General features: G+C 71.4%; 21 protein-coding genes and 1 pseudogene. 10 read left to right on the top strand and 12 right to left on the bottom strand.

The genetic code is table 11. The features are described 5' to 3' along the window. The first annotated feature begins 14 nt into the window (after positions 1–14). From QNO09_RS21580 to QNO09_RS21590, 3 genes are all read left to right on the top strand, one after another. A complete protein-coding gene (locus QNO09_RS21580; protein WP_283971868.1) occupies positions 15–941 on the top strand; it encodes a DUF3027 domain-containing protein in 927 nt (308 codons plus the stop codon). A gap of 124 nt (positions 942–1,065) precedes the next feature. Further along, positions 1,066–4,194, top strand: a complete 3,129-nt coding sequence (locus tag QNO09_RS21585; RefSeq protein ID WP_283971869.1) for a sacsin N-terminal ATP-binding-like domain-containing protein — start codon at positions 1,066–1,068, stop codon at positions 4,192–4,194. 185 nt (positions 4,195–4,379) lie between these two features. Continuing rightward, positions 4,380–5,288 (top strand): hypothetical protein, encoded by a 909-nt coding sequence (locus QNO09_RS21590; protein WP_283971870.1) that lies wholly within the window; start codon positions 4,380–4,382, stop codon positions 5,286–5,288. Between the two features lie 121 nt (positions 5,289–5,409). Here the strand turns inward: QNO09_RS21590 and QNO09_RS21595 are convergent, their stop codons facing one another. The 3 genes from QNO09_RS21595 to QNO09_RS21605 form a co-directional block, all read right to left on the bottom strand. After that, positions 5,410–7,803: an HAD-IC family P-type ATPase gene (locus QNO09_RS21595; protein ID WP_283971871.1), complete on the bottom strand. Its 2,394-nt coding sequence runs from the start codon at positions 7,801–7,803 to the stop codon at positions 5,410–5,412. 133 nt (positions 7,804–7,936) lie between these two features. After that, complete coding sequence (locus QNO09_RS21600; RefSeq protein WP_283971872.1) at positions 7,937–8,782, bottom strand: class I SAM-dependent methyltransferase; 846 nt, start codon at positions 8,780–8,782, stop codon at positions 7,937–7,939. A 317-nt stretch (positions 8,783–9,099) separates the two neighbouring features. After that, positions 9,100–9,378 carry a DUF2530 domain-containing protein gene (locus QNO09_RS21605; protein WP_283971873.1) on the bottom strand — a complete coding sequence of 93 codons (279 nt, stop codon included), beginning with the start codon at positions 9,376–9,378 and terminating at the stop codon, positions 9,100–9,102. Positions 9,379–9,495: 117 nt separating this feature from the next. Here QNO09_RS21605 and QNO09_RS21610 point away from each other — a divergent pair, with 117 nt between their 5' ends. Next, the gene (locus tag QNO09_RS21610) at positions 9,496–10,947 is read left to right on the top strand and encodes an NCS2 family permease (protein WP_283971874.1); all 1,452 of its coding nucleotides are present in this window, start codon (positions 9,496–9,498) and stop codon (positions 10,945–10,947) included. Here the strand turns inward: QNO09_RS21610 and QNO09_RS21615 are convergent. Continuing rightward, entirely contained in the window at positions 10,917–11,150 is a 234-nt protein-coding gene (locus tag QNO09_RS21615) for a ribbon-helix-helix protein, CopG family (RefSeq protein WP_349636981.1), read from the bottom strand. The two genes, QNO09_RS21610 and QNO09_RS21615, sit on opposite strands and share 31 nt — an antisense overlap. A 148-nt stretch (positions 11,151–11,298) precedes the next feature. Here QNO09_RS21615 and QNO09_RS21620 point away from each other — a divergent pair, with 148 nt between their 5' ends. Further along, on the top strand, positions 11,299–11,736 hold the full coding sequence (locus tag QNO09_RS21620) for a MarR family winged helix-turn-helix transcriptional regulator (protein ID WP_283971876.1): 438 nt from the start codon (positions 11,299–11,301) through the stop codon (positions 11,734–11,736). A gap of 27 nt (positions 11,737–11,763) precedes the next feature. After that, positions 11,764–13,137 carry an MFS transporter gene (locus QNO09_RS21625; RefSeq protein ID WP_283971877.1) on the top strand — a complete coding sequence of 458 codons (1,374 nt, stop codon included), beginning with the start codon at positions 11,764–11,766 and terminating at the stop codon, positions 13,135–13,137. 17 nt (positions 13,138–13,154) lie between these two features. On the opposite strand, the gene QNO09_RS21630 is transcribed toward QNO09_RS21625, so the two are convergent. Beyond that, on the bottom strand, positions 13,155–13,742 hold the full coding sequence (locus QNO09_RS21630; protein ID WP_283971878.1) for a Uma2 family endonuclease: 588 nt from the start codon (positions 13,740–13,742) through the stop codon (positions 13,155–13,157). 84 nt (positions 13,743–13,826) lie between these two features. Further along, positions 13,827–14,360: a GNAT family N-acetyltransferase gene (locus tag QNO09_RS21635; RefSeq protein WP_283971879.1), complete on the bottom strand. Its 534-nt coding sequence runs from the start codon at positions 14,358–14,360 to the stop codon at positions 13,827–13,829. 25 nt (positions 14,361–14,385) lie between these two features. Between QNO09_RS21635 and thpR the strand changes: the two genes are divergently transcribed. After that, positions 14,386–14,958 carry an RNA 2',3'-cyclic phosphodiesterase gene (gene thpR / locus QNO09_RS21640; protein ID WP_283971880.1) on the top strand — a complete coding sequence of 191 codons (573 nt, stop codon included), beginning with the start codon at positions 14,386–14,388 and terminating at the stop codon, positions 14,956–14,958. Positions 14,959–15,165: 207 nt separating this feature from the next. Here the strand turns inward: thpR and QNO09_RS21645 are convergent. Next, positions 15,166–15,345 (bottom strand): annotated as a pseudogene (locus tag QNO09_RS21645) (aldo/keto reductase); the annotation flags it as partial. 31 nt (positions 15,346–15,376) lie between these two features. Here QNO09_RS21645 and QNO09_RS21650 point away from each other — a divergent pair. Together QNO09_RS21650 and QNO09_RS21655 are read left to right on the top strand one after the other, a co-directional pair. After that, positions 15,377–15,502, top strand: coding sequence for a helix-turn-helix domain-containing protein (locus tag QNO09_RS21650; RefSeq protein WP_283971881.1), 126 nt, complete (start codon positions 15,377–15,379; stop codon positions 15,500–15,502). Between the two features lie 68 nt (positions 15,503–15,570). Next, a complete protein-coding gene (locus QNO09_RS21655; protein WP_283971882.1) occupies positions 15,571–16,557 on the top strand; it encodes an aldo/keto reductase in 987 nt (328 codons plus the stop codon). Between the two features lie 224 nt (positions 16,558–16,781). On the opposite strand, the gene QNO09_RS21660 is transcribed toward QNO09_RS21655, so the two are convergent. After that, on the bottom strand, positions 16,782–17,456 hold the full coding sequence (locus QNO09_RS21660; protein WP_283971883.1) for an SGNH/GDSL hydrolase family protein: 675 nt from the start codon (positions 17,454–17,456) through the stop codon (positions 16,782–16,784). 89 nt (positions 17,457–17,545) lie between these two features. Between QNO09_RS21660 and QNO09_RS21665 the strand changes: the two genes are divergently transcribed. Beyond that, positions 17,546–18,523, top strand: coding sequence for a WD40 repeat domain-containing protein (locus tag QNO09_RS21665; protein WP_283971884.1), 978 nt, complete (start codon positions 17,546–17,548; stop codon positions 18,521–18,523). Positions 18,524–18,763: 240 nt separating this feature from the next. On the opposite strand, the gene QNO09_RS21670 is transcribed toward QNO09_RS21665, so the two are convergent. From QNO09_RS21670 to QNO09_RS21685, 4 genes are all read right to left on the bottom strand, one after another. Further along, the gene (locus tag QNO09_RS21670) at positions 18,764–19,624 is read right to left on the bottom strand and encodes a glutaminyl-peptide cyclotransferase (RefSeq protein ID WP_283971885.1); all 861 of its coding nucleotides are present in this window, start codon (positions 19,622–19,624) and stop codon (positions 18,764–18,766) included. 88 nt (positions 19,625–19,712) lie between these two features. Continuing rightward, positions 19,713–21,242 carry a tyrosine-protein kinase domain-containing protein gene (locus QNO09_RS21675; RefSeq protein ID WP_283971886.1) on the bottom strand — a complete coding sequence of 510 codons (1,530 nt, stop codon included), beginning with the start codon at positions 21,240–21,242 and terminating at the stop codon, positions 19,713–19,715. A gap of 180 nt (positions 21,243–21,422) precedes the next feature. Then, a complete protein-coding gene (locus QNO09_RS21680; protein WP_283971887.1) occupies positions 21,423–23,330 on the bottom strand; it encodes a DUF4012 domain-containing protein in 1,908 nt (635 codons plus the stop codon). 111 nt (positions 23,331–23,441) lie between these two features. Then, positions 23,442–24,101, bottom strand: a complete 660-nt coding sequence (locus QNO09_RS21685; RefSeq protein ID WP_283971888.1) for a sugar transferase — start codon at positions 24,099–24,101, stop codon at positions 23,442–23,444. Between the last annotated feature and the right edge of the window lie 101 nt (positions 24,102–24,202).

A 24,202-nucleotide genomic window follows, 5' to 3' on the forward strand; every position in this document is an offset into this window, starting at 1 on the left:
GAGAAGCGATACCTGTGAGCGCAGCGACAACGCGAAGCCGCACCCCCGACCGTCTGTGCGCCGAGGCCGTCGACCTCGCACGCGCCGCAGCCGAGGAGGCGGCGGCGCCGGGAATCGTCGGGGAACACGTGGGGCTGATCTCCGAGGGGGACCGCGTCGTCACCCACTTCTTCGAATGCCGCGAGCTCGGGTACCGGGGCTGGCGCTGGGCCGTGACGGTCGCCCGGGCCTCCCGGGCGAAGATCGTCACGGTGGACGAGGCGGCGCTGCTGCCCGGCCCCGACGCGGTGCTCGCGCCCGAGTGGGTGCCGTGGAGCGAGCGGCTGCGCCCCGGTGACATGGGGCCGGGCGATCTGCTGCCCACCGATGCCGAGGACCTGCGTCTGGAGCCGGGCTACACGGGCGAGGACGAGCCGGCGCCGAAGTCCCCCGTCTCGCACGAGCTGGCCGACCTGGTGGAAGCGGAGGACGCGGACCTCACCGCGGACTCCCCGGCCGGCTACACGATCCCGCCCCGGCGCGGTTCGATCCCGGCGGTCGCCGAGGAACTGGGCATGCGCCGGGCCCGTGTCCTGTCCCGCTACGGCCTGCACACCGCGGCCGACCGCTGGGAAGAGGCGTTCGGCCCCAAGACCCCCATGGCCCAGGCGGCCCCCGCGGCCTGCCTCAGCTGCGGCTTCCTCGTCCCCATCGGCGGCTCCCTCGGCCAGGCCTTCGGTGCCTGCGCCAACGAGTTCTCCCCGGCCGACGGCCGCCTGGTCTCCCTCGCCTACGGCTGCGGCGGTCACTCCGAGGCCGCGGTCATGCCCCGGCCGCCCCAGCCCGCAGCCCCGGTCATCGACGAGACCCGGGTCGACCCCTTCCCGCTGCGCCCGTCCTCGGACTCGGGCTCGGTGACACCGACCGCGGACGCCGACACGGAGGAGCTGGGTCACTCGTAGCCGCCCGCGGCCCGCCCGGCTCCGGGGCCGCTCCGCCCCCGGCCGTCCGCGCCGGACGGGCGCACGGCGGGTGCTCCCCAGGCGGTACCTTCGTCCTCACGTCCACGAGGAGAAGGAACGGAACGTGAGCAGCAAGTTCGTGCGGCCCGCCGCCGAGGGGGCCGATCCGTTCGGTACCGCCCGTCTGCGGCGCGGTGTCCTCGACGCCTGGGCCACCAGCCCCGCCCGGTTCCGCGAGGACGCCAATGCCGAGGAGGACCTGGTTCTCGGCGGCTACCGGGACCGGCTCGTCGTGGAACTCGCCCAGAACGCGGCCGACGCGGCGGCCCGGGCCGCGGTGCCGGGACGGCTGCGGCTCACCCTGCGGGACGGGGTGCTCGTCGCGGCCAACACCGGAGCACCGCTGGACGCGGCCGGGGTCGAGTCGCTGTCCACGCTGCGGGCGTCGGCCAAGAGGAACTCGGGGGACACGTCCTCCGTGGGGCGGTTCGGCGTCGGCTTCGCCGCCGTCCTCTCCGTCACCGACGAGCCCGCCGTCGTCGGCCGGCACGGCGGCGTGCGGTGGTCGCTGGCCGAGGCCAGGGCCCTGGCCGCCGAGACCGCCCGGCACAGCCCCGGCCTCGGGGACGAGGTCCGGCGGCGGGACGGGCACGTCCCCCTGCTGCGGCTGCCCTACGCCGCCGAGGGCACCGCCCCCGACCCGTACGACACGGCCGTCATCCTGCCCCTGCGGGACGCGGCCGCCGCCGACCTCGCCGAGCGGCTCCTGAAGGCCGTCGACGACGCCCTGCTGCTCACCCTGCCCGGGCTGCACGAGCTGGTCGTCGAGATCAACGGGGAGAACCCGCGGACCCTCACCCGCCGGACCGACGGGCCCTTCACCGTCGTCGACGACTCCGCCCACGGCGTCACCCACTGGCGCAGCGCCGCAGCCCACGGCCCCCTCACCCCCGACCTGCTCGCCGACCGGCCCGTCGAGGAGCGGCTTCGGCCCCACTGGTCCGTCACCTGGGCCGTGCCCGTGGACAGCGACGGCAGCCCGGCCCGGCCCCGCACCAACGCGGTCGTGCACGCCCCCACCCCGAGCGACGAGCCGCTCGGCGTCCCGGCCCTGCTCATCGCCTCGTTCCCGCTGGACTCCACCCGCCGGCACGCCGCCCCCGGCCCGCTGACCGACTTCCTGGTCCAGCGCGCGGCCGACGCCTACGCCGAACTCCTCGGCCACTGGCGGCCGGTGACCTCCGGGATCATCGACCTCGTGCCCGGGCCGCTCGGCAAGGGCGAACTGGACGGTGCCCTGCGCCGGGCCATCCTGGAGCGGCTGCCGCGGACCGCGTTCCTCCCGCCCGCCCTCCCGCCCCGCGAGGACGACGACCTGCCGGATTCCCTGCGGCCCCGGGACGCCGAGGTCGTCGAGGGCGCGGGCGCGGACACCGTGCGGGTGCTCGCCGAGGTGCTGCCCACCCTGCTGCCCGCCGGGCTGGAGCGGCGCGCCGAGCTGCGGACCCTGGGCGTCGCCCGGGTCCCGCTGACCGACGCGATCGATCGGCTGGCCGGACTGGAGAAGGAACCCGGCTGGTGGCGGCGGCTCTACGACAGCCTGGCCGGGACCGACCCGGAGCGGCTGTCGGGGCTTCCGGTCCCGCTGGCGGACGGCAGGACGACCATCGGGCCCCGGCAGGTGCTCCTGCCCGGCGCGGAAGCCGCCCGGATCGACCCCGAGGTGCTGGCCCGGCTCGGCCTGAAGGTCGCCCACCCGGATGCCGCCCATCCGATCCTGGAGAAGCTCGGCGCCCTGCCCGCGACCCCCCGGGCCGTCCTCACCACCCCGCAGGTCCGGACCGCCGTCGCCGCGTCCCTGGACGACGAGGGGGGCGTGAACTGGGAAGAGGACGTCCTCGACGCCGACGAACTGGCCGACACCGTGCTCGCGCTGGTGCGGGACGCCGGCCTCCAGCCCGGTGAGGAGCCCTGGCTCGGCGCGCTAGCCCTGCCCGACGAGGACGGCGAACCGGCCCCGGCCTGCGAACTGGTCTACCCCGGCGGTCCCTTCGCCCAGGTCATGCGCGAGGGCGAACTCGCCTGCGTGGACGCCGAACTGGCCGCCAAGTGGGGCGAGCAGCCGCTGGCCGCCTGCGGTGTCCTGGTGGACTTCGCGGTCGTCCGCGCCACCGACGTCGTCCTCGACCCCGACGAACTGGAGCCGCGCGAGGGCGACTTCGCCGAGCCGGACGACGCGGGCCTGCTGGACGCCGTCGACGTGTGGTGCGAGGACGTCCTCGACCGCTTCCCGGACAGCCCGGTGCCGCCGGTCGCCATCGAGATCCTCGCCGTACGGGACCTGGACCTGGTCGACGAGGACAAGTGGGCGCAGGCGCTCGCGCTGCTGTCCCGGCCGCCGTTCAGGGACGCGATCGTGCAGCCCGTGCGGATCCTGCTGCCGGACGGGACCCACGAGGCCGTCCGGCCGTACACCGCCTGGTGGTTGCGCGGCAACCCGGTGCTCGACGGCCGCCGCCCGGCCGGACTGCGGGCCGCCGGCGGCGACCCGCTGCTGCGCGGGCTGTACGACGAGGCCGATGCGACCGGGTTCGAGGACGAGCAGGTGCTGCGGGCCCTGGGGGTGCGCACCTCCGTCGCCGCGCTGCTGGACGAGCCCGGCGGTGCCGCCGAGCTGCTCGACCGGCTCGCCGACCCCGAACGGGAGGTGACGGGCGCTCAGCTGCACGCCCTGTACGGGGCGCTGGCCGATCTGGACCCCGAGCAGGTGACCCTGCCGGACGACCTGCGGGCCGTCACCGACGGCCGGGTGGAGGTCGTGGACGCGGCCGACGCCGTGGTGTGCGACTCACCCGACCTGCTGCCGTTCACCGAGGGCGTCCCGCTGCTCCCCGTACGGCCGTCACGCGCCGCCGGGCTGGCCGAACTGTTCCAGGTGCGGCGGCTGAGCGAGTCCGTCACCGGTGAGGTCACCTCCGAGGGCACCGAGCACGACGTACCGGAGCCGGTGCGGGTGCTGCTGGGCCGGCGGACCCCCTCCACCTACGTCGAGCACGAGGAACTCGTCGTCGACGGTGTGGAGATCGACTGGCGGCTCACCGACGACGGCGTGCTGCACGCGGCCACGCTGGAGGGTGTCGCCGCCGGGCTCGCCTGGGCGGCGGGGCAGTGGCCGCGGCGGTTCGAGGTGGGGGCGCTGCTGGAGGACCCGTCCCGCACGGAGGAGCTGGCGCGGGACCGGTGGTTCGACTGAGCGGAATCGACCGATTCAGTGGAGACTTGGGGCTGTTGGTGAAAACTGGCGCACATATTTTTCACCTGCCGTACAACCAAGCGCACTGCTGAACTATCTGATCATGCGAGTCAACAGACTCCACGATCACTTGGGCCCCGAGAGCCGACGACGAGCACCGGGGCCCCTCTCCAATTGGAGAACGCATGCGTATCCGAGCCACCGTGGCCGCCGTCACCGGCGCCCTGGCCCTCTCCGCCCTCGCCGTGCCGGCCGCGCAGGCCGCGGAGCCGAAGGTTCCCGCGAACATCGCCGCCGCCAGCGAGGTCGTCCACGCCGACTCCGGCCGGTCGGCCTTCGCCGCCGACGTGGACGGCGGGCCGATCGCCCTGAACGCGACCTTCTCCTCGGTCAAGGTCAACAACGGCAAGAACGTCAAGGTCGGCACCACCAACGTGGTCAAGGTCCCGGTGTCCTTCACGCTGACCCACGGCCAGGAAGTGGACATCCACGCCCCGGACTTCTTCGCGGCCGTCGAGCTGTACCGCGGTCCCTCGTTCGAGGAGACGGTCTTCTTCTTCGACAGCAACGACGCGACCTGCACGGACTCCTCCGCGACCGTCGCCCACTGCAAGGCCACCGTCGCGATCGACCCGTACGCGCTGCTGAACGAGGACGCCGGCTCCTGGAAGGCGGCGGCGTTCGCGGTCGCGTTCAACGGTGAGGACCCGGAGAACCCGAACCTGGACAACGTCGGTGTCGCGGTGAAGGACCCGACGAACTCCTTCAAGCTCCAGCGGTACTCCAAGCTGACGGTCAACGCCTCGCCGGAGCCGGTGAAGAAGGGCAAGACCATCACGGTCACCGGCAAGCTGTCCCGCGCCAACTGGGACGACAACAAGTACCACGGCTACACCAACCAGTCGGTGAAGCTGCAGTTCCGCAAGAAGAACTCCAACACCTACACCACCGTGAAGACCATCAAGTCCAACTCCACGGGCGGACTGAAGACCACCGTCAAGGCCGCCACGGACGGCTACTTCCGCTACTCCTTCGCGGGCACCACGACCACCCCGGCGGTCAACGCCACGGGTGACTTCGTCGACGTGCGATAACACCGTTCGCGCAACGACGTGAAGTAGCAGCGCCCCGCAAGGGGCGCGGGCAACCGCGCGATCAGCCCCGTACGGGGCGCGGACGGAACTCGGCGGAGAGCCTCACGGCCCGAGCCGAGCGCTAAGCGGGAAAGCGGCGGTCCACCCACCTCCACAGGAGTTCCAGGGTGGCCGCCGCCACCGCCGCGATGCCGACGGCGGTCCACGGCATCGTCATCCCGACCAGCTTCAGCGCGAAGAAGTGCTGCAACCACGGCACGATCAGCACCAGCAGGAACGCCCCGGCCATGGACGCGACGAGGGCGACACGCCACCAGGTGTAGGGCCGGGCGATGATCGCCAGCACCCACATGGAGATCAGGAAGAGCGTCAGCGTCGCCGCACTCGTCTCCGCGTCCAGCGCCCCCGCACCCGTGTAGTGATCCCGGGCGATCAGATACATCGCGAAGGTCGCCACCGCCGCCACGACCCCGCCCGGGATCGCGTACCGCATGACCCGCCGTACGAAGTTCGGCTTCGCGCGTTCCTTGTTGGGCGCGAGCGCCAGGAAGAACGCCGGGATGCCGATGGTCAGCGTGGAGAGCAGAGTCAGGTGGCGCGGCAGGAACGGGTACTCCACCTGCGAGCACACCACCAGGACGGCGAGCAGCACCGAGTAGACCGTCTTGACCAGGAACAGGGTCGCCACGCGGGTGATGTTGCCGATGACCCGGCGCCCCTCGGCCACCACCGACGGCAGCGTCGCGAAGCTGTTGTTCAGCAGCACGATCTGCGCGACCGCCCGGGTCGCCTCCGAGCCGGAGCCCATCGCCACGCCGATGTCGGCGTCCTTCAGGGCGAGCACGTCGTTCACCCCGTCACCGGTCATCGCGACCGTGTGCCCGCGGGACTGGAGCGCCCCCACCATGTTCCGCTTCTGTTGCGGGGTGACCCGCCCGAACACCGTGCCGTCGTCGAGGGCGTCGGCCATCCCGTCCTGCTCGGCGGGCAGCCGGCGCGCGTCGACGGTGGTGCCGGACAGCCCGAGCTTGGCGGCGACCGCTCCCACCGACACCGCGTTGTCACCGGAGATGACCTTGGCCCGGACGTCCTGGTCGGCGAAGTAGCGCAGGGTGTCGGAGGCATCCGGCCGCAGCCGCTGCTCCAGCACGACCAGGGCGGTGGGCCGCGCCCCCGTCGTCACGTCGGGATCGCCCAGGTCCCGCGCGACCCGGGCGAGCAGCAACACCCTGAGGCCCTGCTCGTTCAGCCGCCCGGTCTCGGCGAGGGCCGGATCGTCCTCCGCCAGCAGCACGTCGGGCGCGCCCAGCAGCCATCGGCTCGACCGCCCGTCGCCCTCGCTGAGCGCGGCGCCGCTGTACTTGCGGGCCGAGGAGAACGGCAGGGCCTCGGTGCAGCGCCAGTCCTCGACCGCCGGGTAGGTGTCGATGATCGCCTTCAGGGAGGCGTTCGGCCGCGGGTCCGACGCGCCGAGTGCGCCGAGCACCTTGCGTACGTACGTCTCGTCGGCGCCCTGGATCGGCCGTAGCTCGGTGACGTCCATGCCGCCCTCGGTGAGGGTGCCGGTCTTGTCGAGGCAGACGGTGTCGACCCGGGCCAGCCCCTCGATCGCGGGCAGCTCCTGCACCAGGCACTGCTTGCGGCCGAGGCGGATCACGCCGATGGCGAAGGCGACCGAGGTGAGCAGGACCAGGCCCTCGGGGACCATCGGTACGATGCCGCCGACCGTGCGGGCGACCGAGTCGTCGAAGGCGTTCTCCTTGACGACCAGCTGGCTGATGACCAGGCCGATCGCGGTCGGGACCATCATCCACGTGACGTACTTGAGGATCGTGGAGATGCCCGAGCGCAGCTCGGACTGGACGAGGGTGAAGCGCGAGGCCTCCTCGGCGAGCTGGGCGGCGTAGGCCTCCCGGCCGACTTTCGTCGCCTGGAAGGCCCCGCCGCCCGCGACCACGAAGCTGCCCGACATGACCGGGTCGCCCGGGTGCTTGACGACCGGGTCGGCCTCGCCGGTGAGCAGCGACTCGTCGATCTCCAGCCCGTCGGCCTCGACACAGACGCCGTCGACGACGATCTTGTCGCCGGGCCCGATCTCGAGCAGGTCGTCCAGCACGATCTCGGAGGTGCTGACCTGCGCGGCGGTCCCGTCCCGGCGTACGGTCGGCCGCACCTCGCCGATCAGCGCGAGCGAGTCCAGCGTCTTCTTCGCCCGCCACTCCTGGACGATCCCGATGCCGGTGTTGGCGAGGATCACGAACCCGAACAGGCTGTCCTGGATCGGCGCCACCACCAGCATGATCACCCACAGCACGCCGATGATCGCGTTGAAGCGGGTGAAGACGTTCGCACGGACGATGTCGACGGTGGACCGGCTGCTGCGCACCGGCACGTCGTTGACCTGGCCGCGTTCCACCCGCTCGATGACCTGTGCACCGGTCAGGCCGGTCTCACGGGAGGTGACCGTCGCCGGCCGTGCGGAGTCGGTCCGGGCACCCGTGTCGAGATGCGTCATGCATTCGACGGTACGTGCGGTTTTGCCGCTTCACCCGCTGAATGCGGCGAAGATCCGACCTCAGACTGACGGACTTCGTGCCGTGGTCGTACGGGAGTTGTACGCCGTAGGACCCCGGTGCCACGCCCCGGTGTCAGCCCGCCCGGCGTGCGGTGAACAGCAGGTACTCCCATTCCAGGACCGTCCCGTCCGAGCCTGTGCCGAGGTCGCCGTCGCGGGCGAGGTCCACCAGGGCACCGTCCAGGGCGGCGGCGCGTTCGGGCTCACCGGCGATGTTCTTGTAGACACTGATGGCCGGGCCGTAACGCTCCTTGAAGTAGTCGCGGAACATCTCGGGCGTCTCGAAGCGGTCGACCCGCACCGTGCGGCGCTCGGCCCTGACGTCCGTGACCCGGTCGCCGAGGAGGGCGCGCACATGGTCCTCGTCCCCCCACAGCGGGGGCGGCTGGGCACCGGGCGGGGGCGGTGGCGCGTACGGCTTCATCGCGGCGAACATCCGGCCGATGAAGCCCTGCGGCGTCCAGCTGAGCAGCCCGATGGTGCCGCCCGGACGGCAGACCCGGACGAGTTCGTCGGCGGCCCGCTGATGGTGCGGGGCGAACATGACGCCCACGCAGGACAGCACGGTGTCGAACTCCGCGTCGCCGAAGGGCAGGGCCTCGGCGTCGGCCTCCCGCCAGGTGAGGTCCGCGCCCTGCTTCCCGGCCTCCCGGCGGCCCGCTTCGAAGAGCTCCGGGGTCAGGTCGGCGGCCACCACGTCCGCGCCGGCGAGGGCCGCCGGGATCGCGGCGTTGCCGGAACCGGCTCCCACGTCCAGCACCCGCCGGCCGGAGCCCACCCCGCACGCCTCGACCAGGATCGCTCCCAGTTCGGGGATGACCTCGGCGGCCAGGGACGGGTAGTCGCCCTGGGCCCACATCGCCCGGTGCTTGGACTTCAGGGCACGGTCGGCCTCGGCCGCGCTGTCTCGCATCGTCATCGCCGCACTCCTCACCGGTCGGGCGGCGGTTTCGCGCCGACGGTTCTCGAGCGTTTCGCCGCCTTGTACGAGCGTAGGGAGAGGGCGGAGGCGTGTCTCGGGGAAGAGCGGGCTAGTGCCGCGGCGGGCAACGTTTGCCCGTCAAGGAGCGGCGTCCGGTGCGTGCTCTCGGCGTGCCGGGTGCAAGCCCTCGTACTGGGTGTACTCGGGCTTGTGCCCGGTGCGGCGGTGGGGGCCCCTCCCGTTCGAGCGAAGCCGAGAACGGGGGAGCGTGCCGGGCGTCACGACGGGGCGAACGTTGCCTGCTGCGGCACTAGCTAGGGAGCTTCGGGCGTCGCCGTCAGGTGCTCGTCGGACGCCGCCCGCTTGATCGCGGCTTCACGCCTGCGGACGTACCAGATGCCGATCAGTCCCAGCCCGGCACCGGCCAGGCAGGTCCACACCCACCAGGTGTGGCCGTGGTCGTCGAACCAGCCGTAGAAGGGGAGCTGGACGAGGAAGAGAACGAACCACAGGATCGTGCCGCCGGTGACGGTGGCGACCACGGGGCCCTCCAAGGGCTCCGGCGCCTCGTGTCGGGGGGTCCATTTCGCCATGGGGACAGCTTACGAGGCGATCAGGTCTACGCGCGGAGATGGCCGATCGCGCTCTTATACGTTCATACTGAAACGGTTTGTGTCTGTCCACTTCTCTTCGTAGGAAACACCAAACACATGTCCTCCTCGGCTCCCGCCAAGGTCCCCGCCCCTGAACAGCCGGGAGCCGGGCCCACGTACGGCTCACTCGACCGCTTCTTCCGGATCTCCGAGCGGGGCAGCACCCTGTCCCGCGAGGTCCGGGGCGGTCTCGCCACCTTCTTCGCGATGGCCTACATCATCGTGCTGAACCCGATCATCCTCGGCAGCGCGAAGGACATGTACGGTCACCAGCTCGACAACGGGCAGCTGGTCACCGCGACGGCCCTCACCGCCGCGCTCACCACCCTCCTCATGGGCGTCATCGGCAACGTCCCGATCGCGCTGGCCGCCGGCCTCGGCGTGAACTCCGTCGTCGCCCTCCAGCTGGCCCCGCGCATGTCCTGGCCGGACGCGATGGGCATGGTCGTCCTCGCCGGGTTCGTGGTCATGCTGCTGGTCGCCACGGGACTGCGCGAGCGCGTCATGAACGCCGTGCCCTACGGGCTGCGCAAGGCCATCTCCATCGGCATCGGCCTGTTCATCATGCTGATCGGACTCGTCGACGCGGGCTTCGTCTCCCGCATGCCGGACGCCGCACAGACCACCGTCCCGCTCCAGCTCGGCGGTGACGGGCACCTCAACGGCTGGCCGGTGCTCGTCTTCGTCCTGGGCGCCCTGCTGACCCTCGCGCTCATCGTGCGCAAGGTCTCCGGCGCGATCCTGATCTCGATCGTCGCCATGACGGTCCTCGCGGTCGTCATCAACGCGGTGGCCAAGGTGCCGAGCTGGGGGCTGACCACGCCGAACTGGCCCGGCAACCCGGTCGCGAGCCCCGACTTCGGGCTGATCGGGCAGGTCAGCCTGTTCGGCGGCTTCGGGAAGGTCGGCATGCTCACCGGCGTGCTCTTCGTCTTCACCGTGCTGCTGTCGTGCTTCTTCGACGCGATGGGCACGATCATGGGCGTCTCCGACGAGGCGAAGCTGACCGACGGCGAGGGGCAGATGCCCGGCATCAACAAGGTGCTGTTCGTCGACGGCCTCGCGGTCGCCGCCGGCGGCGCCAGTTCCTCCTCCGCGACGACCGCCTTCGTCGAGTCCACGGCGGGCGTCGGCGAGGGGGCCCGGACCGGTCTCGCGAACGTCGTCACCGGCGGCCTCTTCGCCACCGCCCTCTTCCTGACACCGGTCGCCACGATGGTGCCGTCCCAGGCGGCCACGCCCGCGCTGGTCGCGGTCGGCTTCCTGATCATGGCCGGTTCGGCCAAGGAGATCGACTGGGCGGACTACACCATCGCCGTCCCGGCTTTCGTGACGATGCTGATGATGCCCTTCACCTACTCGATCACCAACGGCATCGGCATGGGCTTCATCACCTTCGTGGTGCTGCGGCTGGCGGCCGGGCGGGGCCGGGAGGTGCCGGTGGCGATGTACGTCGTGTCGGCGGTGTTCGCGTTCTACTACCTGATGCCGGCGCTGGGTCTGACCTGATCCCCGTCACCGGGATCGGGTGACCCGTAGAACCGCTCCGTCTCCTCGACGGCGGCCTGGAACCGCTGGTCGAAGTCATCTCGAATGAGCGTCCGGACCACATGGTCCTGGACGCTCATTCCCCGTTTCGCGGCCTGGTGCCGGAGCCGTTCGAGCAGGTCGCGGTCTATTCGCAGGCTGAGCACGCTGGTCCCCATGACCATGAGGGTTGCGGCACCGTTCGGTACGGTGCGGGGCGTTCCGCAGCTCTATCACCCATATGAGTGATGTCACGCTTCAGTGGCGGGGGTCACGGCCGGTCTGTGCGTGACCACTGGTCTTTAGCTAGAGTAATGAGTTACGCTAAAGAACATGCCGGACCTCACCCATGGCGACGACGTAGCCGCCGTGAACTCCCTCCGATCCGCCGTGATGCGACTGTCCCGTCGGCTCAAGCACCAGCGGGTCGACGAGTCGCTCAGCCCCACCGAGATGTCGGTGCTGGGCACCCTGTCCCTGTGCGGCAAGGCCACACCGGGCGAGCTCGCCCGCAAGGAACACGTCCAGCCGCCGTCGATGACCCGCATCGTGGCGCTGCTGGAGGCCAAGGGACTGGTCCGGCTGGAGCCGCACCCCGAGGACCGCCGCCAGAAGGTCGTCACACGCACCGAGCAGGCCGAGGCCATGCTCCAGGAGAGCCGCGCCAAGCGGAACGCGTTCCTGGCCACGCTGGTGGAGAACCTCGACGACGACGAGTGGGTGAAACTCCGCGCCGCCGCCCCCGTGCTGGAGAAGCTCGCGCACCTGTAACCCGTATGCAGCAAGGAGGCGAACCCTTTGAGTTCGGGACCCGGAGCAGCTTCCGCCCCCGCACCTGACCCCCACGACTCCCCGCCCACCCCCGGCACACCCGCCGCCCGGCCCGCCCGCACGTCCTCGATGTTCTCCTCCCTGAGGGTGCGGAACTACCGCCTGTTCTTCCTGGGGCAGGTCGTCTCCAACATCGGCACCTGGATGCAGCGCATCGCCCAGGACTGGCTGGTGCTCAGCCTCACCGGCTCCTCCACCGCCGTCGGCATAACGACCGCGCTGCAGTTCCTGCCGATGCTGCTCTTCGGCCTCTACGGCGGTGTCCTCGTCGACCGGCTGCGCAAGCGGCCCGCGCTGCTCGTGACACAGTCGGCGATGGCCCTCACCGCGATCGCCCTGGCCGTCCTCACGCTCACCGGGCACGTCCAGGTGTGGCACGTGTACGTCGCCGCGTTCGCGGTCGGTCTCGCGACCGTCGTCGACAACCCGGCCCGGCAGTCCTTCGTCTCCGAGCTGGTCGGCCCCGGGCAGCTGCAGAACGCGGTCAGCCTGAACTCGGCGAACTTCCAGTCGGCCCGCCTGGTCGGCCCCGCCGTCGCGGGCCTGCTCATCACCGGCGTCGGCACCGGCTACGCGTTCCTCTTCAACGGCCTGTCCTTCATCGCGCCGCTCACCGGCCTGCTGCTGATGCGTGCCCGTGAGCTGCACACCGTCGAGCGCGCCCCGCGGGGCAAGGGACAGCTGCGGGAGGGCGTGCGCTACGTCACCGGCCGCCCCGAACTGATCTGGCCGATCGTCCTGGTCGGCTTCGTCGGCACGTTCGCCTTCAACTTCCCCGTCTACCTGTCGGCCTTCGCGGACGACGTGTTCCACGCGGGGGCCGGCGCGTACAGCATGTTCAACACGCTGATGGCGGTCGGCTCGGTCGCGGGCGCCCTGCTCGCCGCGCGGCGGGGCACGGCCCGGCTGCGGCTGCTGATCGTGGCGGCCATGGCCTTCGGCGCACTGGAGATCCTCGCGGCGACGACCCCCGCGCTGTGGATGTTCGCGCTGCTCATGGTCCCGCTGGGCCTGTTCGGCATGACGGTCAACGTCACGACGAACACCAGCATCCAGATGTCCACGGACCCGGCCATGCGCGGCCGCGTCATGGCCCTCTACATGATGGTCTTCCTCGGCGGCTCCCCGGTCGGCGCCCCCATCGTCGGCTGGGTCACCGACACGTACGGCGCCCGGGTCGGCCTCGCGGCCGGCGGCGCGGTGGCGGCGATCGCGGCGGCCGTCATCGGCCTGATCCTGGCCCGCGTCGGCAACCTGCGCCTCTCGGTCGGCTGGTACGGCGGCCACCCCCGGGTGCGGTTCGTCCCCCGCGAGCAGGGTCAGCTGGCCCCGGCGGCGTAGGGCCCGATCGGGCCCGATCAGTCCCGGGGGAATTCGCCGGTCGTGAGGACGAGGCCGACCACGGTGCCCGTCAGGTCGATCTCGTCCCCGAAGTCCAGGCTCAGCTCGCCCCGGTACTCGCCGTCCTTGGGTTTGGTGTGCAGATGCCAGCGGCCGGTGTACGGATCCACGATCAGGTACACCGGCACACCGGCTGCGGCGTAGGCGTCCTTCTTGGGGCCGTAGTCGTTCGCCCCGGTCTTCCTGGAGATCACCTCGGCGACGAACTCGACGTCCTGGTAGCGCCACAGGCCCTTGTCGTTCTTCGCCGCGCCCTCCGCCATCACGGTGATGTCGGAGGCGAAGCCGTTGAGGTGGCCCGGGTAGTCGACACGGACGTCGGACTTCACGCGCTTGCGCGGGTACTTGCCGCGCAGCTGGTCGTAGATGTCCGCGATGATGTCCCAGTGGGTGTCCCGCTGAGGCGCCATGAAGATGTTCCCCCCGACGATCTCGACCTTGTAGCCCTCGGGGACCGGCATCGTCTCCACCCACTCGAACATGGTGTCGAGGGTGAGTTCACCGCTGCTGTCGGCCATCTCGATCCTGTCGTCAAGGACGGTCATCGTGGCGCTCCTCCCCGGCCGCACCCGTGGATGGATCCGGCCGCGCGGTACAACGATACGCACGGTGACCGGGACACGCCCGGGTCAGGAGGCCGCCTGCACCCGCCGGGCCAGCAACTGCCCCGGCCACTCGTTCTCGCCGACCGTGAAGGCCTCGGCGCGGGTGAAGCCGTGGGCCTCGTAGTAGCGGACGAGCTTGCCGTCGTCCCCGGCGTAGCAGTCGACGCGGAGCAGGGAGACCCCGGCGCGGCGGGTCTCCTCGGCGGCGTGGGCCAGCAGGGCGCTGCCCACGCCGAGTCCCGCGAAGCGGCGGTCGGAGGCGAGCCAGTGGATGTAGCGCTCGGGTTCGCCGGGCTGCGGGAGGTGGGACAGGTGGGCGCCCGCCGAGCCGGTGAGCGTCAGGGTGCCGGCGGGGACGCCGTCCACGTCGGCCATGTACACGCTGCCCTCCGCCATGTACCGGCCGACGGACTCCACCGTCTTCGGACTCTGAGACAGGGGCCGCGTCCCCCACTGGCCCGTGCGCCCCTGGGAGACCAGCCACTCCACGCAGCCGTCGAGCATCGCGAGTATCGAGGGAATGCCGTCGGGCCCGCCGTCCCGGATGGTGATCCGCATGGCCTCATGGTGCCAGGCTGGACCCATGAGACTCTTCGCGGCCGTGCTGCCCCCCGACGAGGTGTGCCGTGAACTCGGCACGGTGGTGGACGAGTTGCGCGCCCTGCCCGGCGCCGACGGCATGCGCTGGACGGGCCGTCCCGGCTGGCACTTCACGCTCGCCTTCTACGGCGAGGTCGACGACGGCCTCGTCCCGGAGCTGTCGGAGCGGCTGGAGCGTGCCGCGCGCCGTACCGAGCCGTTCGCGCTGGCCGTGCGGGGCGGGGGACAGTTCGGGCACGGGAAAGCGCTGTGGGCCGGGGCCGAAGGGGACCTGGCGACCCTCCGGCTGCTGGCCGAGCGGGTCGAGGCGGCGGCGCGCAAAGCGGGGGTGCCGATGGGGGAGCACCGGCGGTACAAGGCCCATCTGACCGTGGCGCGGAACCGGGCGGCGGGGGACGTGCGGGCCTTCCTGGACGCCCTCGCGGGATTCACCGGACGGACCTGGACCGTGCGCGAGCTGTGCCTGGTGCGCAGCAACCTTCCGACGTCCGGGGTCGCCGGGGAGCAGCCCCGGTACGAGGCGGTCGGGCGCTGGCCGCTCGGGGGCGCCGGTTAGGCTCGGTACCGTGGACCCGAAAACCCGCAACCGGATCATGGCCGGTGTGCTCGTGCTGATGTTCCTCGTCGTCGCCCTGGCTTCCGTGCTGGGGAGGTAGGGCGGCGGGGACGGCGGACGGCCGTTTCCCCGGCTGCGGGCCGGTGAGGGCTGGTCACGCCCGCGGCGGAGCCGCACGCCGGACCAGCCCCGCCCCTCACGGGGCGTTCACCAGGCGAAGGCCTCCGGGCTCGGGCCCGGGCCCGGGAAGATCTCGTCCAAGCCCGTCAGGAGCTCCTCGGACAGTTCCAGCTCGGAGGCGCGGACCGCTGAGGCCAGCTGCTCGGCGGTGCGCGGACCGACGATCGGGCCGGTCACGCCGGGGCGGGTGAGCAGCCAGGCCAGGGCGCAGGGGCGTACCGGTGGACGGCCCGCTGTCATGAACGACGACATGCTCACGGTCGCCCGCTCCAGACGGGCCAAGGGCGAGAGCGTCAACGCCATCGCCAGGGCCCTGGGCCTCTCACGCGCCACGCTGTACCGGCACATCGGCGAGGGCGCCTGAGGTAGGCGTACCCGCTGCCCGCCGGACGTCTTGCGTGGAGTGGACTCGAAGGGGTTCGCTTGGCGGCCATGGAATACACGCAGCTGGGACGTACCGGGCTCAAGGTCAGCCGCATCGTGCTCGGCACGATGAACTTCGGGCCTCAGACGGATGAAGCCACCAGCCACACCATCATGGATGCGGCGCTCGATGCGGGGCTGAATTTCGTTGACACTGCAAATGTGTACGGGTGGGGCGAGAACAAGGGGCGCACCGAGGAGATCGTCGGTACCTGGTTCGCCAAGGGCGGGCGTCGTGACAAGACGGTCCTGGCCACCAAGGTCTACGGGAACATGGGCGCCGACGGACCGGCCTGGCCCAACCATGACCGGCTCAGCGCCGTGAACATCCGCCGCGCCGTGGACGCTTCCCTCAAGCGGCTCCAGACCGACTACATCGATGTCTACCAGTTCCATCACATCGACCGTTCGACGCCGTTCGAGGAGATCTGGCAGGCGATCGACGTCCTGGTGCAACAAGGGAAGATCCTGTACGCCGGTTCCTCGAACTTCCCCGGCTACAAGATCGCCCAGGCCAACGAGAACGCGAAGACACACGGCCGGGTCGGGCTCGTCAGCGAGCAGTGCCTCTACAACCTCGCCGAGCGCCGCGCCGAGATGGAGGTCATCCCTGCCGCGCAGGACTACGGCCTCGGCGTCATCCCGTGGTCGCCGCTGCACGGCGGGCTGCTCGGCGGAGTCCTCAAGAAGGAGGCCACGGAGGGGCGCCGGGCGAGCGGACGGGCCGCCGATGCCCTCAAGGACGCCCGCACGCGCGAGCAGATCCAGGCGTACGAGAACCTGCTCGACAGGCACGGCATCGAACCGGGCGAGGCCGCCCTGGCCTGGCTGCTCACCCGTCCCGGCGTGACAGGACCGATCGTCGGCCCGCGCACGCAGGAGCAGCTTGACTCGGCGCTGCGCGCCCTCGACCTGGACCTGGGCGCGGAGCTTCTTGCGGCTCTCGACGAGATCTTCCCGGGGCCGGGACCGTCCCCCGAAGCTTTCGCATGGTGAAGTGACAAATCCGCTTCCCTTACGCACCACACCTGTTCGTCGTCGCCGGGCCGTTCGCCGGGGTGAACTCGGGTGCGTCCCCGGCCCGGTGGAGGTCGGGCACCGGGCCGGGAAGGGTGACGGCCTCAGCGCACCGCGCCGCGCGCGTCACCGGCGTGCCGGTCGTCCGAGGGGGAGGCCGACCGATGCTCGTGGCCGGTGACCGGGACCCGGAGGCGAGCGCGTTACGGCTCGTAAGGACCGGCCAGGGCCCAGCCCTGGTGCATCGCCTCGGCGAAGGCCGCCGCGATCTTGTGTTCGCCGCTCGCGTTGGGGTGGGTGCCGTCATAGGTGTCGGTGTCGACGTCGTACGACGGCGGGGGTGAGGCCAGCAGGACGGGGGAGCCGGGCTCGTCGAGGTCCGCGGCCGTCTTGGCGAGGAGTTCGTTGAAGCGGGCGACCTCGGTGGCGAAGGCCGAGTCCGACCGGGCGCGCACGTTCGGGGTGACCGGCAGCCACACCATGCCCACCCGCCGGTTCGCCGCTCGTGCCTCGGTCACGAAGGCCCGGACGTTCTCGGCGGTCTGCTCGGCGTTCGTGTAGAAGCCCAGGTCGATGAGGCCGAGCGAGACCAGGAGCACGTCCGCGCGGCACGAGCGCACCGCGTCGCCGATCAGCGGCGCCATGTGCTGCCAGCCCTCGCCCCAGCCGGCCAGGTGGGCACGCGGGAAGTCCGGATCGGCGTAGGCGTACGACACCGGGGCCCCGGCTGCCTGGTCGTAGAGCGTCTCGCGCGGGCCGACGAGGGTGAAGGGACCGCCGTAGGAACGGCACAGGTGCTGCCACAGCCGGTAGCGCCATGTGTGTTCGCCCGTGCTTCCGATCGTCATGGAGTCACCGACGGGCATGAACCTGAGCATCCGCTCATCATGGACGATCAGGCCCTCCGGCGGAGTGTGAGTCGGGCCACGCCCCACTGAACGGTCGGGCGGGATGGCAGGCTTGGGGCATGCGCAGACCGTTCGCCCTTCTCGCCGCGGCCCTTCTCACGGGCGCCCTCGCCGTGCCCGCCTCAGCCGCCGACGGCGACGAGAAGTTCACGATCAAGGACCCGCGCATCACCGAGTCCAGCGGCCTGGCGGCCTCGCGGCAGCACCCCGGCATCTACTGGACCCACAACGACAGCGACGACGGGGCCTACCTCTACGCCGTCGACGGCTCGACGGGCGAGACGGTCGCCACGATCACCCTGTCCGGCGTGGGCAGTCCGCGCGACGTCGAGGCCGTCTCCATCGGGCCGGACAACCAGATCTACGTCGGCGACATAGGCGACAACCTCGGCGGCACCTGGCCGTACGTCTGGATCTACCGGCTGCCCGAGCCGAAGAACCTGCGCGACCAGACGATCAAGGCCACGCAGTACGTCGTGAAGTACTCCGACGGCGCGCGGGACGCCGAGTCCCTCGTCGTGCACCCGAAGACGGGCCGCGTCTACATCGTCGACAAGAACGAGAAGGGCGGGCATCTGTACGAGGGCCCGGCCCGGCTCTCGCCCTCCGGGTCGAACACCTTCCGCCCCGTCGCGGCCGTCCCCGACCTGGAGGCCACCGACGCCACCCTCTCCCCGGACGGCGAACACCTCGTCGTCCGCAGCTACTTCGGCGCGATCGCCTACGACTGGAACGGCGGGAAGATCAAGCGGAAGGAACGCCTCGGAGTGCCGTTCCTCGGCCAGGGAGAGTCCGTCACCTACACCGCCGACGGCGAGAAGCTCATGTACGGCGCCGAGGGCGCGGACAGCCCTGTGGAGCCGCAGGACGCTCCCGGGGGCGGCGGCTCCGACTCGCCCGGGAGCGGCGGTTCGGCCGCACGGGACGACGGCGCCGCCGACGACGGGTTCGGCGGCAACCTCAGGACCGGCGTCATCGCCGTGGCCTTGGCGTGCGCCGCCCTGCTCGGTCTGCGCGGGCTGCGGCGACAGAAGTAGAAGCCGGAAGGCGTTCTCCGACGCGTCTACGATCCGCCGGAGTTGAGACCCGAAGTGGTCGGAGTCGGGGCCCGAACGTCTCCTCCGAGAGCGACGCCATCGCCGGGGAGCGACCCGACGCCAGAACCTTCTCCAGCACCGGCACCTGCCAGAGCTCCGCTTCCCGCTGGTGGAGCTGCGTGCGGCGCGGCCCCGACGACGTAGCCACCGCGCGGCCGGGCCGGCCGGACCGGGACCGGATCACCCGGCGACGAAAGCCACCCGGAACATCTTCGGCCACCACTTGCCGGTGAGCAGGAACTCATCGGTGCCCGGGATGGCGGCGATGCCGTTGAGCACCTCGGCGGGCCGCCGCTCCTTCGAGGGCAGCAGTCCCGAGGCGTCGATCTGAGCGGTGACCGCGCCGGTACCCGTGTCGACGCGCACGATTCGGTCGGAGGGCCAGACATTGGCGTACACACGGTCGCCCACGCATTCCAGCTCGTTGAGCTGCGGCACCGGACGGCCTCGAAGAGTGACGAGGAGTTCACCCGTCGGGGCCAGCGTGCGCGGGTCCCGCAAGGTGAGCCGAGCGGAACCGTCACTGGTGACCAGCCGCCCGCGCCCCGGCTGGTGGCATACGCCCCAGCCCTCCGCCGGGTAGGGGAGACGACGCAGCTCGGCCAGGGTTTTGGCGTCCCGTTCGATGGCGATGCGGTCCCGGAAGGTCAACTGCCACAGCGTCCGTCCGAGGACGGTGATCCCCTCCCCGAACAGTGGCGCCGGCAGGCCGGCACGGACGGTGGGACGCCGGCCGGGCGGGCCCCGGCGGATCGACGACTCACCGGCCATGCCCGTCCCCTCGTACAGGGTTCGCCCGGCCAGCTCCAGGCCCTGCGTGTAGGCCTTCGGGTCGTGGGGCAGGACGTCGAGGACCCTGACCCTCAGTTGCTCGACCGACCCCGCGGCAGACCCGGCAACGGCCTGCGTGCGCACCGGTGAGCGGTCGTCAGCCGTACAGGAGGTGAGCAGTGCCGAGCCTCCCAGGACCGCGGCCGCGAGGGCCGGGAGCGCACGCATCCGCCCGCACCGGGCCATCGGCCGGGAGCCGCGAACCGTCATGCCGGGTCTCCGGCGCCGACGACCGCCTGGCCGACGGCGCGGCACCTGCCGGGCGCGGCCCGGGCCGGCCGCGGCGTCCTCTCCGCGGTCAGTGATGGTCTCCGCCTTCCTGGGCGGCCACCGGAGTGGTGTCCTTTCCCGTCGGTGCGGCCGGCGCGGGGAAGGCGCCGATCGTCGCCGGCCTGCCGCGGCGGCGGAGCCGTGGCCGGAGCATGAGCCGGGCCAGGAGCCGGAGCCGCCCCCGGCGTCCCGAGGTCTTGGGACGGTACCCGTAGCCGTACTGCTCGCTGTCGCGCTTGGCGGGCACCATGTTGAGTACGCTTCCGAGCACCGTGGCGCCCACGTCTTGCAGGGCGCGCACGGCGTCGGTGACCTGCGCTCGTGAGCTCTTCGCGTACCGGGCGGCCAGCAGGTAGCCGTCGACCGCCGAGGCCATCGCCGGGGTGTCCGCGACCGGGAGGACCGGTGCGGTGTCGATCACCACATGGTCGAACCTGTCGGCGAGCGAGCGCACCACGGCGCGGAACTGCTCCGAGCCCAGCATCTCCGCGGGGTTCGGCGGCAGTACCCCGCTGGCCAGCACCGAGAATGAGCCCGCCGACTGCATCACGTTCTCGGTGTTCGCCTGGCCGATCAAAACGGTGGTCAGTCCGGCGTCCTGTACCAGGCCGAGCGCGGAGGCCACGCAGGGGCGCCGCAGGTCGGCGTCGACCAGGCAGACCGAGGAACCGAACTCGGCCAGGGAGGACGCCAGGTTGATCGAGATGCTCGTCTTCCCCTCGGCAGGCACCGCGCTGGTGACCGCGATGACCTTGGGCGGAGCGTCGACGTCGACGAACCGGAGGTTGGTGCGCAGCCGTCTGAAGTCTTCCGCCCGCCGGCCGAACGAGTCGTCGTCCACCGCCACCGCGTGCCGGGAGGCACTCTGGTCGAGGACGACGCTGCCGAGTACGGCCGGTCCGCCGGTGTCGGCGAGACACCGGGTGAGGTCGTTGCGGCTGCGCACCGAGGTGTCCAGTGACTCCCGCGCGACCGCCAGGCCGGTTCCGAGCCCCAGGCCGGCCACGAGCCCGAGTGCGAGGTTGAGCACCAGGTTCGGTGAGGTCGGCGTCTTGGGCCTGGTGGCGTGCTCGGTGATGCTCAGCCGGACGGGCGAGAGCCGGGCGCCCTCCGGTCGTTCGATCTTGGCGATGACCTCGGCGAAGCGGTGGGCGACCGCGTTGCTGATCCGGGCCGCCCGGGACGGTTTGGTGTCGGTGACCGTGATCTTGAGAAGTACCGTTTCGAGAGGCACCTCTGTGGTGATCTTCTGGGCCAGCTGTGAGGCCGTCATGTCCAGGCGCAGAAACTCGGCGACCGGTTCGGTCACGTAAGGGCTGGTGACCACTTCCGCGTAGGAGCGGACGCGAGCCTGGGCGAAGCTGTTGCCCTGATTGAGCTTGACCGTGTCGTCCCAGTCCTGGAGCGACACGAAGAGGGTCGAGGTGGCCTGGTACTGCGGTGTGGTGGTGTGGGTGACGAACGCGCCGACCGCTGTTCCCAGCAGGCCCAGCGCCGCGATGATGCGCCAGCGCCTGACCAGGAACCGAAGGTAGTCGGACAGATTCAAGGTATCCATCCCAAGTGTGCAAAACGGCATCAACATTGATATTCGGTAGCTACGTGATCGTATCTGCGATACGCGGCCAAAACGCTCCCTCTCTCGCCGAGTCGGCCGGAGCCGCCCATCGGTGTCGGCGAGGCGTGCGTTCCGGCACTGCCGACCCGGAACCGGATCCCGTACCGTCGAGCAGGCGGATCAGCCGGTGCACGGACCGCTCGGGAGCGCTCTGGCCCGCAGGGGGCGCACCAGGGGCTGACGCAGCACGTGGGCAGAACGGGCCGCCGGAGGCTCCAGCAAGTGGAGTACGAGGGTGCGCGCGGCGCCCGCGGGCAACTCGACGTCGAGGGTGAAGACCGGGTGGCCCCGCTCGGTGCCGTGGCTGAGCTGAGCTGAGCGTCCGTCCAGGGTGGCACCGGACAGGGTGGCGCCGGCACTGGCGTAATAGGACACCAGGAGGCGGTTGTCACCCGGCCGGGTGTCGTAGGGCGGGTCGTCCACCCGCTGGACGACGTACGGCGGGAGTCCCGAGACAGGGGCCCGGTTGGCGAGGCGCACGGTCACGGTGACCTCCCGCCGGCCGTCGACGCACCGGCCCGGTGCCCATACGAGCCGGCGGTCGAGGTAGTAGTCGAGCTTCGTACCCGCCGCGTTGTTGACGACCAGTCCGGCCAGTGGAGCGGATCTTCCGGGCAGGGCTCCGCCGAACGACCGCGCCAGGAGCTCGCGCTGCTCCGCCGCGTGCCTACTCCACACCTTGATCCGCCCGTCTCCCAACTGCCGGTGCAGTGCCGAGAAGAGTGCGGTCCGGCGCGTGGGGTCCGTCGACGCGCCGAGCAGCCGGATGGCCACCGCGCGCGCCACATCGAGGAAGTACGCCTTGCGCCGCTTGAAGTCCGGGTGGAGCGCGTAGCTGGCACGCTCGCTGAGATCGACGACGTTGTGGGCGGTGACGGCGCTCCCGTCGGGCAGCCGGGCAGGGCCGGAGGCGGTGAGGAGCCCGGAGACCGCACCGGGGTCCAGGCCGAAGGCGCCGTCCACCCTCTGGCCGCTGTGCCGCTGCCACGCCGCGGCCCAGATCCGCGCCGCGTACGGGAAGTGCGGGCTCATGTTGGAGTTGACCCAGGTCCGGGTCGGGGCGCTGGGACCGTAGAGCCCGTTGAACTCCGCTCCCAGGTCGACGTCCGCATAGGCCTCGGTCAGTTCGGTGTCGTTGCCGAAGTGCTCGAAGCTCAGTCGGCCCCGCTCCGCCCTGAGCACCGCGAAGGCTCCGGGCAGCCCACCCGTTCCACGAGCCTCGGCGGTGTTCTCGAACACCGCCAGATACCGCCGCGGTCCGTCGGCTCCGAGCATCGGGGGCATCAACCGGGCCGCCGCGGCGGCATCGTGGGCGAGCTGGGTGATCCGGTCGAGCTGCCGGGCGAGTTCGGTGCGCGCCCGGTCGGTGGCCGGCAGCCAGGTGCTGTGCGGGAGGGCGTCGACCTCGGCACGCACCCTCGATGCGCTGTGCGAGGCCTGTCCGAGAAGGGGAGCCACACGGCGCAGCGCGGAGAGGTCCAGGTGCCGGCCGTCGTCCGTCCCGGTGGCATCGAGTTCCGCGACGGTGCGCGTCAGGGGAGAGAGCACGTCGTGGGCCAGCCGGTCGGAGGCCTCCGCGATACCGCGCACCGTACGGAAGGGACCGCCGAGAAGGGGCAGATGAGCCGCCGGGAACCAGGCGGGGCCGGTCGTGAGCCGATGAGCCCGGGAGGCGTGGCCGGTGGCGTCGCGCACCGCGTCCTGCACTGTTGCGGTCGGCGCCGCAGGCGGGCCGGCAGCGGTGACCGGGGCCGCTGCGGGCTGCTGCCGCCGCAGCGTCTCCAGGCTCCGCTGGGCGGCCAGCAGCTCATTTCGGGCGAGTACGCCGGTGACCGCGATCCAGGCGGCGCCGGCCAGGACCAGTCCGGCCGCGGCGTACAGCGGCATCCTGACACGACGGTCGCGCAGTCGGCGGACGATCACGGCGGGCAGGACCCACTCCTTGCACCGGCGCGCAGTCCATCGGGCCCGCTCCGCACCGAGCGGGGGTTTCTGCCCCCGCGACGCACCACGGCGAGTCTCGGACATCTGATGTCACTCCCTGGCTGATCTCGTTCGCTGGGGCCCGTAGGCTCCCCCGACGCCCTGTGGGGCGCGGGGTGTGGAGGTGAACCCTCCGCGCGTCGCGCGGGAGCCGGCTCAGTAGGCGCCGTCACCGCGCAGCACGGCGGGGAGGGTCCGGCAGAGGATCGCCAGGTCCAGCCTGATCGAACAGGTGTCGACGTACTCAAGGTCCAGACGCAGGGCGTCCTCCCAGGCGAGGTCGGACCGTCCGCTCACCTGCCACAGACCGGTGATCCCGGGGCGGACCAGCAGGCGGCGCCGGGCCTCCCCGGTGAACGCCGAGTCCACGACCGGGAGCGGACGGGGGCCGACCAGGGACATCTGCCCTCGCAGCACATTGACCAGTTGCGGCAACTCGTCCAGGGAGTAACGCCGCAACCAGCGCCCGGCCCTGGTCACCCGCGGGTCCTCGCGGATCTTGAAGAGGTGCCCGTCGGCCTCGTTGGACTCCTCCATGGCGACGCGCAACCGCTCCGAACCGACGTGCATCGTCCTCAACTTCAGGACGTGGAACTCCTTGCCCCGCCAACCGGTGCGGCGCTGGCGGAACAGCAGCGGGCCCGGACTGTCGAGCTTCACCGCGACGGCGGCGGCGATCAGCACCGGCGCCACGAACAGGAGCAGGACGGCGGCCCCCGCGCAGTCGATGAACCGCTTGGCGGCCCGGACTCCCCCGTGCGCCCGCCCCCAGGGGACCGGCCGGTGGGGAGCCGTCTTCGCAGCGGTTACCGGCATCGCGCATCCCTTCGCTTTCTGCGGCAGAACGGGTGAAACGTGTCCTTGTCCGGGCGCATGGGGCCCGCAGAACATCTCAATCGGGCTATTCCTGACTAAGA

The organism is Streptomyces sp. 378 (assembly GCF_030124145.1).
Lineage (GTDB): Bacteria > Actinomycetota > Actinomycetes > Streptomycetales > Streptomycetaceae > Streptomyces.

Coding starts and splice junctions, on each gene's coding strand:
- thpR (WP_283971880.1), top strand. CDS start 14,386: ATGAGACTCTTCGCGGCCGTGCTGCCCCCCGACGAGGTGTGCCGTGAA.
- QNO09_RS21620 (WP_283971876.1), top strand. CDS start 11,299: ATGCCGGACCTCACCCATGGCGACGACGTAGCCGCCGTGAACTCCCTC.
- QNO09_RS21590 (WP_283971870.1), top strand. CDS start 4,380: ATGCGTATCCGAGCCACCGTGGCCGCCGTCACCGGCGCCCTGGCCCTC.
- QNO09_RS21675 (WP_283971886.1), bottom strand. CDS start 21,242: ATGGATACCTTGAATCTGTCCGACTACCTTCGGTTCCTGGTCAGGCGC.
- QNO09_RS21655 (WP_283971882.1), top strand. CDS start 15,571: ATGGAATACACGCAGCTGGGACGTACCGGGCTCAAGGTCAGCCGCATC.
- QNO09_RS21605 (WP_283971873.1), bottom strand. CDS start 9,378: ATGGCGAAATGGACCCCCCGACACGAGGCGCCGGAGCCCTTGGAGGGC.
- QNO09_RS21660 (WP_283971883.1), bottom strand. CDS start 17,456: ATGCTCAGGTTCATGCCCGTCGGTGACTCCATGACGATCGGAAGCACG.
- QNO09_RS21610 (WP_283971874.1), top strand. CDS start 9,496: ATGTCCTCCTCGGCTCCCGCCAAGGTCCCCGCCCCTGAACAGCCGGGA.
- QNO09_RS21615 (WP_349636981.1), bottom strand. CDS start 11,150: ATGGTCATGGGGACCAGCGTGCTCAGCCTGCGAATAGACCGCGACCTG.
- QNO09_RS21665 (WP_283971884.1), top strand. CDS start 17,546: ATGCGCAGACCGTTCGCCCTTCTCGCCGCGGCCCTTCTCACGGGCGCC.
- QNO09_RS21670 (WP_283971885.1), bottom strand. CDS start 19,624: ATGACGGTTCGCGGCTCCCGGCCGATGGCCCGGTGCGGGCGGATGCGT.
- QNO09_RS21685 (WP_283971888.1), bottom strand. CDS start 24,101: ATGCCGGTAACCGCTGCGAAGACGGCTCCCCACCGGCCGGTCCCCTGG.
- QNO09_RS21635 (WP_283971879.1), bottom strand. CDS start 14,360: ATGCGGATCACCATCCGGGACGGCGGGCCCGACGGCATTCCCTCGATA.
- QNO09_RS21650 (WP_283971881.1), top strand. CDS start 15,377: ATGAACGACGACATGCTCACGGTCGCCCGCTCCAGACGGGCCAAGGGC.
- QNO09_RS21595 (WP_283971871.1), bottom strand. CDS start 7,803: ATGACGCATCTCGACACGGGTGCCCGGACCGACTCCGCACGGCCGGCG.
- QNO09_RS21630 (WP_283971878.1), bottom strand. CDS start 13,742: ATGACCGTCCTTGACGACAGGATCGAGATGGCCGACAGCAGCGGTGAA.
- QNO09_RS21680 (WP_283971887.1), bottom strand. CDS start 23,330: ATGTCCGAGACTCGCCGTGGTGCGTCGCGGGGGCAGAAACCCCCGCTC.
- QNO09_RS21600 (WP_283971872.1), bottom strand. CDS start 8,782: ATGACGATGCGAGACAGCGCGGCCGAGGCCGACCGTGCCCTGAAGTCC.